The sequence below is a fragment of the Acinetobacter sp. CY79 genome (assembly GCF_059515845.1).
This window is the reverse complement of sequence record NZ_JCAKMY010000010.1, coordinates 63,064-75,725: the sequence shown is the minus strand read 5'-3', so window position 1 is coordinate 75,725 and position 12,662 is coordinate 63,064. Positions and strand designations below refer to the sequence as shown.

Sequence of the window (12,662 nt, the reverse complement as noted above, 5' to 3'; positions counted from 1 at the left end):
TATTTAAACCAATATTTAATAAATATTTAAAATTCAATAAGATAATCTGTGGTATATACATGTTTAAACTTTATGCATCATTTTAATAAATGGAATGTATGTGTAAAGGTTCAATAACAAAAACTTTTGTTGATTTGGAACAACATGCTTATATTCACCATCATGCTTGTCACAATGATTATCGGCTTTATTGTCGTTAGACATATCGACCAGCATCGTTGGGATCGATATCAGTTTGATCGAGCTAAGTTTTTCCAAACACATCCTTATGACTTTCGTTCTGATCAACAGTATCCCATTCAAATTCCGATAAGTGCATTTAACCAATTAAAATTGATCAATACGCTGATGTTGAAATCAGTAGAACCCATTCTGTATCGAGATGCCTTGATTCAACGCATGGAAAACCACCATAACCAGCCTCATCAAGTGCAAGTAAGTATTGCAGATATACAGATTGGTTATCTTGAAATCAATTATGCAAGGCTATTTACAAAGGCTTTGAAAGATACTGATTTTTATGTGGGTAGACCAATTCGAATCATGGCTAAAATTACGCTAAATGAATTAAGCACAGATAAAAATTGTCAGGTTCGATTGGATCTATGTCGTGATCCAGTACTCGCATCGAACTATATTTTTGAAAATGAAAATAATTGAATTAAAACATACCTATTTAAAAATATTTCTAATTGGCTATATTTCTAAATAAATTAAAATCCTTCCGCAAGTTCATTTCTATACAAACGATCACTTTACGGAAGGAGGTATTTTGGAGCAGATATAAAACTATTTGTACGCTCTGAAATGGATATTAATCTTAGCCATCAATCTGTTGATCGATAAAATTAGAAAACCATTCTTTAAAGCTATTCGCTTCTTTTTCACGTTCAAAGGTTTCATGCCAAAAAGTAATGACTTGCCCTACAGTACCATCTTCCGCAGGGTCTAAATCGATGCTCCAATTGTCACCATTACCATAGCTGATAAATGGAATCCATCTAGCGCTCCACCAGATGATTTTTACTCCATCACTAGACCCAGCTTCTTCATCAGAATCGAAAAAATCTTCAGTATCTAGAATACCTTTTAAAACTGACCATTCTTGAAAAATACGTGAAGTCGATAAAAATTCTGATTGATCAAATAAGCCATCTGCACGACCAAATTGACCATTATGAATTTTTAAACATGCGACAAAATCATCAGGGAGTTTTACCCCAATTTTATCTTCTAGATCAGTTATTTCTGCATCTGTTGCAGGTGGTGCAAGGTCTTTAAATATTTCAGGATGATTTTCTTGTAAAAAGGTTTCTAAGCGATTCCAAAGTTGTTGCATTATTTGTTATCCGTTTTGATTTAGTTTTTTAACTAATAAAAATTTGAAGTTTCTTTTAATTTTTACCGTTTAGTATATTGAGATATTTTGTGAACTGTGTCTATATTTTTATATCAGTCAGCATTACAAAAATTTAGAAGAAGATATATAGATTGGATACTTGAGAATAAGTTTATGCAAAATTATTTAGAAAGGCTTTGGAACATACCGATTTGTATGTAGGTAGACCAAAATTCGAATAATGGCTGAAATTACGCTAAAAGAATCAAGCACAGGTCAAAATGTCAGGTTTGATTGCATCTATTATGTTGTGATCCAAATCAAGCGGATTAATTTTTAAAGCAAACTTTTCATACATGGATAAAAAAGGAAGCCAATGCTTCCTTTTTTAGTGCTGATAATTAACTGTATTAGTAACCCACAGTGAATCGTTCACGAATATGATTTTTTTGCTCGAGCTCATCACTCAGTGCAATGGCAAAGTCTTCGGTCGAAATTTTACTGCCTTCCTCACCGACCAATAGCTCATCTTTACCTGTACGGAATTCACCTGTGCGCTTGCCTGGACCAAACTCAGCAGAAGGCGAAATATAAGTCCAGTCTAAATCATCGACTTGCTTTAAGTTATCGAGGAAGGTTGCAGCAGCTTCAGCTTCAACCTTATATTCTTCTGGAAAATCTTCACTATCGATCACACGGATATTTTTGTTGGGTACATTTAAGCTACCCGCGCCACCCACTATGATAAAGCGTTTGACTTTTGAATCGCGAATTGCATTAATGAGACCATCACCATTTAAGCCTTGGAAACGGACTGCACTCACGACAGCATCTTGACCTTTAAGCTCATTTACCAATGCTTCATGGTCATTTAGATCAAGATCAATACTTAATACACGTTCTGTGTCAGCAACTTTATGTGTATGACGTGCGATGGCTTTGACATAATGTCCACGAGACACCAATTCTTCTAAAATGCGTGAACCTGCCATACCAGTTGCACCAATTAAAGCAATTTTCATAAAAGCCTCTTTATTATTTGTAAGTTAAGATATTGATAGTAATAAATAAATTATGGTAATTTACATAATTCTTCATCTCGTCTATGCAAAACAAATCTTTTGTAATTCATAATATAGGGCAAATCAATCTCAATGAATGTTTGATATTTATAGCTGTATTGGTGCTTATATATTTGTGCATGTAGTTGATTTTTTACTCGCGTAAGGGTTTTGTAAGTCAAGACTTGAAATTAACCCTTTGAATATAAGTAGATTAATGATTGCCAATATGGGTATAGCGATTGGCAAAGCGACTGCATTAACTCAATCAGTTTTCTTCATAGGCGTTTACAACATGTTATTGCTCCATCTTTAAGTTTAGCAGTGAAGATATCGCTCAAATCCCACAAATCAAATCTTGGGCTAGTGCACCAATTCATACATACACATGCAAAAATGGAATAAACAAAACAGAATAAACAAAGCATTAATCTCGGCTATACTCATTCACAAATTTAGTTTCTAAAAGAGCACAGAGACATGCGCGTACTTGTTGTGATGGATCCCATCGAAAATGTAAACCTCAAAAAAGACTCAACCATGGCCATGCTTTGGGCTGCCGCTCGACGTGGTCATGAACTTGGTTATGCATTACAACAAGATTTATATATTGATCAAGGCAAAGCTTTTGGCTTGATTGCACCTCTTCAAGTGTTTGAAGACTACAATCACTACTATGAATTGGGTGAAAAACAAAAAGAATCGATTGCGGATTATGATGTGGTGTTGATGCGTAAAGACCCCCCATTTGATATGAACTTTGTCTATACCACCTATATTTTAGAGCAAGCAGAACGCGAAGGTGCTTGGATTATTAATAAGCCACAAAGCCTACGTGATTGTAATGAAAAATTATTTGCGACACAGTTTCCCAAGCTTCAAGTCCCCACCTTGGTCACTTCTCAGCAAAGCTTGATTCGTGAATTTCTTAAGCAACATGGTGATGTGATTGTCAAACCACTGGATGGGATGGGCGGAACAGGGATTTTCCGTCTTACAGCGGATGGTGCGAATATTGGTTCAACCTTAGAGATGCTCACCGAATTAGGTCAACAACCGATTATGGCGCAGCGTTATATTCCTGAAATTGTGGATGGTGATAAACGGATTTTGATGGTGAATGGCGAACCAGTTCCCTATTGTCTAGCGCGTATCCCTCAAAATGGTGAAGTCCGTGGCAACTTAGCCGCAGGTGGTTTAGGTGAAGCACGACCACTGACTGAAAATGACAAAGCGATTGCCGCAAAAGTCGGACCATTCTTACGTGAAAAAGGTCTGATCTTTGTTGGGCTGGATGTCATTGGTGATTATGTGACTGAAATTAATGTGACCAGTCCAACCTGTATCCGTGAAATTGATGACCAATTTGGCACCTCAATTGCAGATGACTTATTTAAGGTATTGGAAGCAGGATTGGCTTAATGGCTTAATGGCTTAATGGCTTAATGGCTTAATATAAGTAAAAAAAGAGCCTCATTTGAGGCTCTTTACTATTTGGCATAGCGTTTAAAAAATATAAACATAATCGAGAGTGCAATACAGCATAAAATGGAAGTCACGATACTCATGCTTGCCCATGTATGCGTTGCTGAAACAAAAGCAGCACTTAAAGGCGGGACAAAGAACTGCACCAGAGCCGAACATTGAATGACCAAGCCCATACTGGCTGCTGCAGCACTGGCAAAAGGTGCATAATGAAGGGTCATAGAAAAGATGGTGGTTGGAATAACACCCCCAATCATGGAAAACAACACAGCGTTTAAGAATTGAATTTCGAAGGTTAGCCAGCTATTGGTGGTAAAAGTCAAAATACTGGTGAAAAACATACCAACAAATCCAATCGTCAGTAATTTTTGCGTTGACCAACCTTTTTGCAACAGCATGCCAGCACCAAATGTTCCAACTAAATTGGCAAGCACCACCAGTGATACCAGTAAACCTGTGGTTTTTAAGTTCAGACCATGTTCAACATAAAGGCTGGGTAAAAAACTGGTCACGGATGTCCATTGGCTGGCATAACATGCAAAGACTAAAGCTAAGCAAATCATAGGTGGGTGTGTCAGCGTTGCACGAATAATTTGACCCAGACTATTCTGAGTATCTGCAACGGCTGTTTTTGAAGTTGAAGAGCTCGTCTCGATATTTAAAAAGAGGTGAATCGCGAGCGCAATGACAAAACAAAGTAAACCTAAAATGACCCAGATATATTGCCAGCTCAGATACTCTAAAATGAACGGGATGGTAAATACCGCTATACTGACGCCAAGCCCCATATATGAGCTCCACAGCCCCATTTTAAAATTGATGGTTTCGGGTTGACTCATCCGTTTTAAAATTGCAGGTGCGCAAAGCGAAATGGTTAAAAATCCAATGCCCTCGGTGAAGCGAAACAAATAAAGCAGTGCAATATTGTCGATCCAAAGCCCAGCAATACTACTTGTCCCTAAAATAATTAAACCACCGATCAAACAGCGCTTCAAACCCAGTTTTTCAGAAAAGGCACCAATCGCAAGGGCAAATAGCATACCTGCACCTTGTATAATCGAGATTGAAAACCCTGCTTGAGTTAGCGTTAAATGAAGATCTTTTTGTAGAATAGGTAGAACAACAGAAAGTTTTCCGATGTGAATAGCGGCTAAATAGCCTGCTAAAATAATCCATAAATCCCGTAATGATAATTTTGGCATGAGCATCCGTTGCGCGATCAAAATTTGAATTAATTGACTGAATTCTAATAAGTAAAAAATAAAAAAATACCATAGTTTCTAAGGTCGATATATAGTCTTTAAGCATGAACTCATTTAAAAAATATATGAACCATAATGTATTTCTAGTGGATAAAAGATCTTAAAATATAAGTATGGATAAACTTGGGTTAAGCATTTTGGAGTTTTGTTTAGATTTAAAATAAGCTTAATATTTCACTTAAGTCTAAGAAAAATAACAACCTTAATAATAAATCTAGTTTAAACTTTAAAAATAGTAGAAAAAACCAATCGAATGCCTGTTGAAAAAAAGTAAATAATCTTTCATGGCTATGCAATTGTGATTACAATCGATTGCACAAAATCGAATTTTATTATCCTTATTTAAGAATTGAAGAAAGAACTGTGACCAAACCTCAACGAAGCGCACCAAAGCATGTCATGATGATGGCTGCAGGCACTGGCGGACATGTATTCCCAGCCCTTGCTGTTGCAAAGAAATTACAACAAGAGGGTTGTCAGGTGTCTTGGCTCGCGACGCCAACTGGAATGGAAAATCGTTTACTTAAACAACATGATATTCCGATCTATCAAATCGATATTCAGGGTGTTCGGGGTAATGGCTTAGTTCGTAAATTAGAAGCCCCTTTTAAAATTATGAAGGCAACTTTAAGTGCCATGCGTTATATGAAACAGCTCAAAGTCGATGCTGTTGCGGGCTTTGGGGGATATGTTGCAGGGCCAGGAGGGTTGGCAGCTAAGATTTTGGGTATTCCAGTAATTATCCATGAGCAAAATGCTGTGGCGGGTTTTACCAATACTCAATTGGCACGTGTTTCTAAGGTTGTTTGTCAGGCATTTCCTGATACGTTCCCAGCTGGTGAGAAAATTGTGACGACAGGTAACCCCGTTCGTCAAGAAATTGCGGAAATACTCAATCCGTCTTGGCGTTATCTGGAGCGAGAAAAGGCGGGTGAGCCAATTCGTATTTTGATTGTGGGTGGTTCACTTGGTGCGCAAGCGCTCAATGAGCGTATTCCAGAAGCGTTAAAGCAACTGAACATTCCGATGCAAGTGTTTCATCAAAGTGGTCAAAACCATGCTGAAACGACACGTAGTCGTTATGAGAATGCACCTGCATCTTTAGCTGTTGAAGTTCAGCCTTTTATTGAGGATATGGCTAAAGCGTATAGCGATGCCGACCTGATTATCTGTAGAGCAGGGGCTTTAACGGTGACTGAGGTTGCAACCGCAGGTGTTGCTGCTGTATTTGTGCCTTTACCAAGTGCAGTCGATGATCACCAAACTGCAAATGCAAAGTTTTTAGAAAAAATTGGGGCTGCAAAAATTTGTCCGCAGTCCACCATGACGACCGATACATTGAAAGACGTTTTGACGCCACTAATGAACCGTCAATTACTCATGGAAATGGCAGTAAAAGCACGTCAACATGCCCAACCTGACGCAACACAGCGTGTGGTTGGTTTAATTCAAGATTTGTAAGTTTTAGAGTAAATTATGTCTCCATCAACACCTGCTGATAAAGCAAAAAACTTGATTAAAATTCCAGAAATGCGCCGTATTAAGCATATCCACTTTGTGGGGATTGGCGGGGCTGGTATGTGTGGTATTGCCGAAGTGTTGAAAAACCAAGGCTACAAAGTTTCAGGTTCTGACATTAAGGCTTCTAAAACGACAGCGCAACTTGAAGAAAATGGAATTAAAGTTTACATCGGCCACGCTGCTGAAAATATTAAAAATGCCAATGTTTTAGTGGTGTCGACAGCGATTGATACTGAAAACCTAGAAATTAAAGAAGCGATTGAAAATCGTATTCCTGTGGTTCGCCGTGCAGAAATGCTGGGTGAGTTGATGCGTTATCGTCACGGGATCGCCGTTGCAGGGACACATGGTAAAACCACGACAACAAGTTTAGTGACTTGTATGTTAGCTGAAGAAAACATGGATCCAACTTATGTGATCGGTGGTCTTTTGAATCGTTCGGGTGTGAATGCTGCGCTGGGTGCAAGTCGTTATATCGTAGCGGAAGCAGATGAGTCAGATGCATCGTTTTTATATTTAGAGCCGATGGCTGCGATTGTCACCAATATCGATGCAGATCATATGGATACCTATGGTGGTAGCTTCGACACCCTAAAAGATACCTTTATTCAGTTCCTACAAAAGCTTCCATTTTATGGTTTGGCTGTTGTATGTGGTGATGATGCCAATATTCGTGAAATCATGCCACGCATTGGTCGTCCAGTTTTAACTTATGGTTTTGACGAAGATAATGACATCCGTGCAATTGATGTCGTTCAAGAAGGCATGCAATCTCACTTCACCGTATTACGTAAGAACAAAGAGCCACTGCGTCTAACCATTAACATGCCAGGTTTGCATAATATCTTGAATGCTTTGGCTGCGATTGGGATTGCAACCGATGAAGGTGTGTCAGATGCTGCGATTGCACGTGCTTTAGAAAGCTTTAGTGGTGTAGGTCGTCGTTTCCAAGTTCAAGGTGAATTTGAACTCGGTGAAGGCACGGTCAAGTTGGTTGATGATTATGGTCATCACCCGAAAGAAGTTGAAGCAACGATTAAGGCCGCGCGTGCGAGCCATCCTGATCGTCGTTTAGTGATGCTGTTCCAACCGCACCGTTATAGCCGTACCCGTGATTGTTTCGATGATTTCGTCGATGTACTGTCGCAAGTAGATCAGTTGCTTTTGCTTGAAGTTTATTCTGCGGGTGAAAAGCCAATTGTAGGTGCAGACAGTCGTGCACTTGCACGGAGTATCCGTCTACGCGGTGAAGTCGAGCCAATCTTAATTGATCCTGTAGAAGGGAATCTCGAGCCTGTGATACAAAAAGTGTTACAAGCGAATGACTTGTTATTAACACAAGGTGCGGGTAACGTGGGAGCAATTTCAATTGAACTGGCTCAAAATCAGCTTTATTTAAAGTAATCTATGTTTAAAGAATCATAGCGTGTGATTATTTTTGATAGACCAAATTTAATTGACCAATGTTAAAAGTTTAAGGATATAAACGTGTCAAATGCTTCTAAATTCGGCAAAGTTGCTGTGTTGCTCGGTGGTAAGTCTGCAGAGCGTGAGGTTTCATTAGATAGTGGTAAAGCTGTACTAGAAGCATTAGTGCGTAGTGGTGTAAACGCTGAAGGATTTGATCCGAAAGAACGTAGTGTCACTGAGTTGGTCAATTATGATCGTGCATTTATTGTATTGCATGGTCGTGGTGGTGAGGATGGCCAAATTCAAGGTGTTCTGGAGTGGTTAAATATTCCTTACACGGGAACGGGCGTTCAAGGTTCTGCAATTGGCATGGACAAAGTCAAAACCAAGCAAATTTGGCAAGGTTCAGAGCTTCCAACGGCACCTTATCGTATTGTCAGTCAGGAAACTGATTTGGCTGAAGTGGTTGCAACTTTGGGTCTACCTTTGATTATTAAGCCTGTTCATGAAGGTTCAAGCGTAGGGATGAGCAAAGTTGAAAAAGCTGAAGATTTAGCGAATGCTATTGCTAAAGCCATACAACATGATGCTGTTGTTATGGCAGAAAAATGGATCACAGGCCGTGAATATACGATTTCATTTTTAAATGGTCAGCCTTTACCTGTGATTCGCTTGCAACCACCTGCTGATGTTGCCTTTTATGATTACGATGCTAAATATATGCGTAATGATGTTGAATATGGCATTCCATGTGGTTTATCTGCTGAGGAAGAAAAACAACTTCAAGAGCTTTGCTTACGTGCTTTTCAGTCTGTAGGTGCAAGTGGTTGGGGGCGTATTGATGCCATGCAAGATGAGCAAGGGAATTTCTGGTTATTGGAAGTGAATACAGTACCGGGGATGACCAGCCATTCATTGGTGCCAAAAGCAGCCAATGCTGTAGGATATGATTTCGATGCACTTTGTGTTGCGATTTTAGAGCAAACTTTATCGAAAGAAACACACTAGACATGGCTCAACTTCCAGCATCAATGCGCCGTAAACGTGCTGCAATTACATCGATACATGAGAAACCGCCAACTCGCAAAGAAAAGTTGATTCATGCGGGGGGGTGGTTACTTTTGATTGTGGCATTTTGTGCGCTTTTTGCTGGGATATATGCAGCTTATAAAGTCATTACCGATGCAAAAGTAGCGACTTTAGAGGTGGTCGGTACAAGTTCAGATGTTGAAAAACAGCAAATGACGCAGCACCTTGCACCTGTGATTAAAGATAATTACTTTACATCGGATTTAGAACAGATCCGTGATCGTAGTCTTGAGATTTCATGGGTGGATCGCGTCGTTGTTTCACGGGCTTGGCCGAATGGGATTCGTGTGCGTGTGATGCCTCGGCATCCGATTGCACGCTGGGGAACGGGGCGGTTACTCAGTGATGAGGGGGAAGTATTTACTGAAGCTTTCGCTCGTAATCATTCAACTTTGCCACTACTACATGGACCGTTAGATCAATCTCAAGAAATGATGCGTCGTTACAATGAGATTAATCAGTTGTTTCATCCAGCAAATTTGAGATTAAAAGAATTATATTTAACAGATCGTAGAACATGGTTTATGCAGTTTGATTCAGGTTTACGTATTATCGTGGATCAGGATCAAACCATGAGTAAGTTGCAGCGACTCAGCCAATTGGTACAGACAGATTTAAAACCTGTTTGGTCACGTGTTTCGGCGATTGATTTACGCTATAGAAATGGTCTTGCCATTCAATGGAAAAATTCAATACCACCTAAAATAGTAAATGGTCAGTTTGTTGTAACCATTAATGACATAAACATTGCGAATACAAGTGTTGGACAGCCATAATACGTGGCTTTATAAAGTGGCATTAAGCCGTACCTAAACAACGAAGAAGATGGTAGTGAATGATGAGTGAAGCTGTTCCCTCAGTTGTTGCGATAGACATTGGGACACATAAAGTTTCAGTTCTTATAGCCAAAGTACATGCGCCTGATAATATTCAGGTGATTGGTATGGCTAGTGCGCGCAATAAAGGCATGAATAAAGGTAAAATTGTCAGCCTAGAAAAAGTCATCACTGCAATTAAAAATGCCGTACAAGAAGCGGAAGATATGGCGGAATGTCGTGTGCATTCAGCGTGGGTCTCCATTCCGAGTACAGAATTACAAAGTTTCTATGCGTCGGGAAGGACTCCTATTGCGAATCCAGAACGTACCATTACCACTACAGAAGTTGTACGCGCCTTAGAGCTTGCAAAAGCTAGTCATATGACCTCAGACCATTATTTGGCGAGTGCTGTGCCTCTAGGTTTTGAATTGGATGATGCGACTGAATGGGTACATAATCCCATTAACTTATCTGCAAACAGTATGACTGCGCATTATCAATTGATGATGTTGCCCATTAGTACGATGCAAAACCTTGATCGTGCGATGAAAGGAGCGAATATTTTTGTTGAAAAAATGGTCGTCTCTTGTCTTGCAACCGCGGAAGGTTCATTATTAAAAGATGAAAAAGAATATGGTGTATGCTTACTTGATATTGGTGCAGGAACGACCAATATTGCGGTTTATATAGAAGGGCATTTAGTTCTTGCACACACCATTCAACGCGGTGGCGAAAATGTTACACGTGATATTGCTGCAGTGTTGCAAACAACGACAGAAGAAGCTGAACGTTTAAAGCTGCTTTATGGTTGTGTAGATATTCATCAAGTTAAACCTGATCATATGATTGAGTTTCAGGCAATTGATGGTCCACAGTCAATTAGCCGTATTGAGTTGTCAGAAATCATTATTGCACGTTACGAAGAAATTCTAGGTATGGTGCGTGCCGAACTTGAAAGCCGCGGTGCATTACAAAGTTTGTATCATGGTGTGGTATTAAGTGGTGATGTCTGTCAAATTGAAGGTATGGTGACTTTGTCTAGACGTATACTTGGTGTGTCTGCACATCTAGGTAATCCGCCTTTACAAGTCTATGCTGAAGATCAGCATTTACCAGCATTACGTAGATCTATGTATGCAACGGCGACTGGCTTGTTATTGTTTAGTCAAAGTGAATTGCAAGAATCAGTGGAAGAACCTGAAGAAGTGGGCAAGCGCCCTTTTTTAGATCGAGTCATGAATGGTTGGAATGCCCTCAATAACAAATTAAAAGGCATTTTTTAAGTTTATTTTTTTAAGGTGTCTTGTTCGCAAGTTGTAAGTGTTGCGTCATCTGCTTGACAATACTCGCGATGCAAAGCATCCTAAAAACAATTTTTATTATTGAAGATCAAGGCAGTATACGGGCTTAAGTGGCTGCCATATTAATTTAGGAATATTTAAGGTCATGGCTTCATTTGAATTTTTAGAAGATGAACAAACCGATAACAACGGTCAAGCCCGTTTTACTGTGTTTGGTGTTGGTGGCGGCGGTGGTAATGCTGTACAACACATGGTGCAATCAGACATCCAAGGTGTGAAATTTGTATGTGCAAATACGGACAAGCAAGCGCTAGACCGTATGAATGCACCATTTAAAATCCAATTGGGTCAACAAAGCACACGTGGATTAGGCGCTGGTGCAAACCCAGATGTGGGTCAAATTGCTGCTGAAGAAAGTCGTGAATTGATTCGTCAACACCTCGAAGGTGCGGACATGGTATTCGTCACCGCGGGTATGGGTGGTGGTACAGGTACGGGTGCAGCACCTGTAGTGGCTGAAATTGCTCAGGAAATGGGTATTTTGACCGTTGGTGTGGTCACTACACCATTTAACTTTGAAGGTCGTCGTCGTCAACGCTCAGCTGAAAAAGGCATCGAGGCGCTTGAGGCGCATGTTGATTCATTGATTATCATTCCAAACCAACGCTTACTCAGTGTTTATGGTGATATTTCAATGCAGGATGCTTACCGCAAAGCCGATGATGTGTTACTCAGTGCTGTACGTAGTATCTTTGATTTGGTTGTTCGTCCGGGTCATATTAACCTTGACTTCGCCGATTTGAAAACTGCGATGAGTACTCGTGGTTATGCCATGATGGGTGAAGGGAAGAGTAGTGGTACAGATCGTGCTGAAGAAGCTGCTCGTCTTGCGATCCGTAGTCCATTATTGGATAACGTGAATATCATGAATGCCAAAGGTGTATTGATTAATATCACTGGCGGTGCAGATATTACATTACGTGAAACTGAAATTATCACAGACGTTGTGAATCAAATCGTTGATTTAGATGAAGGTGAAGTATTCTTTGGTACTGTATTCGATCAAGATGCGCGTGATGAAATTCGTGTCACTGTGATCGCTACAGGTTTAACGCGAAATGCAAATGAAGCAGAACCAAAACGCCGTCCAAGCGTGAGTTCAACCACAAGCCATTTTCAACAACAGTCTGCACAAAATACAGTCGTTGATGAAGATGATGTTCCAGCGATTAGCAAGCGTCAACATGCTGAAGAGCCTGTTGCTACGCCAGCAGCTGCACCACGTTCTGCGCCAATGAGCATCCAAGATTACTTGAAGAATCAACAGCGTAAATAGTTTATTCCTAAAACGAATCAACTGAATCGAAAAAAGGTAG

11 protein-coding genes are annotated in these 12,662 nt (G+C 39.9%); 8 read left to right on the top strand and 3 right to left on the bottom strand.

Features of this window, described 5'->3' with window-relative positions; all coding sequences use genetic code 11:
- The first annotated feature begins 144 nt into the window (after nt 1-144).
- Complete coding sequence (locus tag AC5YCE_RS05540; RefSeq protein ID WP_496125454.1) at nt 145-660, top strand: hypothetical protein; 516 nt, start codon at nt 145-147, stop codon at nt 658-660.
- A 160-nt stretch (nt 661-820) separates the two neighbouring features.
- Here the strand turns inward: AC5YCE_RS05540 and AC5YCE_RS05535 are convergent, their stop codons facing one another.
- Both AC5YCE_RS05535 and AC5YCE_RS05530 read right to left on the bottom strand, forming a co-directional pair.
- A complete protein-coding gene (locus AC5YCE_RS05535) occupies nt 821-1,339 on the bottom strand; it encodes an SMI1/KNR4 family protein (protein WP_496125453.1) in 519 nt (172 codons plus the stop codon).
- Between the two features lie 410 nt (nt 1,340-1,749).
- A complete protein-coding gene (locus AC5YCE_RS05530; RefSeq protein WP_496171347.1) occupies nt 1,750-2,361 on the bottom strand; it encodes an NAD(P)-dependent oxidoreductase in 612 nt (203 codons plus the stop codon).
- Nucleotides 2,362-2,880: 519 nt separating this feature from the next.
- On the opposite strand from AC5YCE_RS05530, the gene gshB reads away from it, so the two are divergent.
- Nucleotides 2,881-3,822, top strand: a complete 942-nt coding sequence (gene gshB, locus AC5YCE_RS05525) for a glutathione synthase (protein ID WP_496171346.1) — start codon at nt 2,881-2,883, stop codon at nt 3,820-3,822.
- A 68-nt stretch (nt 3,823-3,890) separates the two neighbouring features.
- Here the strand turns inward: gshB and AC5YCE_RS05520 are convergent, their stop codons facing one another.
- On the bottom strand, nt 3,891-5,087 hold the full coding sequence (locus AC5YCE_RS05520) for an MFS transporter (RefSeq protein ID WP_496171345.1): 1,197 nt from the start codon (nt 5,085-5,087) through the stop codon (nt 3,891-3,893).
- A gap of 423 nt (nt 5,088-5,510) precedes the next feature.
- Here AC5YCE_RS05520 and murG point away from each other — a divergent pair, with 423 nt between their 5' ends.
- The 6 genes from murG (at nt 5,511) to ftsZ (ending at nt 12,622) form a co-directional block, all read left to right on the top strand.
- A complete protein-coding gene (gene murG, locus AC5YCE_RS05515) occupies nt 5,511-6,608 on the top strand; it encodes an undecaprenyldiphospho-muramoylpentapeptide beta-N-acetylglucosaminyltransferase (RefSeq protein ID WP_496171344.1) in 1,098 nt (365 codons plus the stop codon).
- Between the two features lie 15 nt (nt 6,609-6,623).
- Entirely contained in the window at nt 6,624-8,072 is a 1,449-nt protein-coding gene (gene murC / locus AC5YCE_RS05510; RefSeq protein ID WP_496125448.1) for a UDP-N-acetylmuramate--L-alanine ligase, read from the top strand.
- Between the two features lie 84 nt (nt 8,073-8,156).
- Nucleotides 8,157-9,086, top strand: coding sequence for a D-alanine--D-alanine ligase (locus AC5YCE_RS05505; protein WP_496171343.1), 930 nt, complete (start codon nt 8,157-8,159; stop codon nt 9,084-9,086).
- A 2-nt stretch (nt 9,087-9,088) separates the two neighbouring features.
- A complete protein-coding gene (locus AC5YCE_RS05500; RefSeq protein ID WP_496125446.1) occupies nt 9,089-9,943 on the top strand; it encodes a cell division protein FtsQ/DivIB in 855 nt (284 codons plus the stop codon).
- Nucleotides 9,944-10,002: 59 nt separating this feature from the next.
- Entirely contained in the window at nt 10,003-11,268 is a 1,266-nt protein-coding gene (gene ftsA / locus AC5YCE_RS05495) for a cell division protein FtsA (protein WP_496171342.1), read from the top strand.
- A 163-nt stretch (nt 11,269-11,431) separates the two neighbouring features.
- On the top strand, nt 11,432-12,622 hold the full coding sequence (ftsZ, locus tag AC5YCE_RS05490; RefSeq protein WP_496125444.1) for a cell division protein FtsZ: 1,191 nt from the start codon (nt 11,432-11,434) through the stop codon (nt 12,620-12,622).
- Nucleotides 12,623-12,662: the final 40 nt, after the last annotated feature.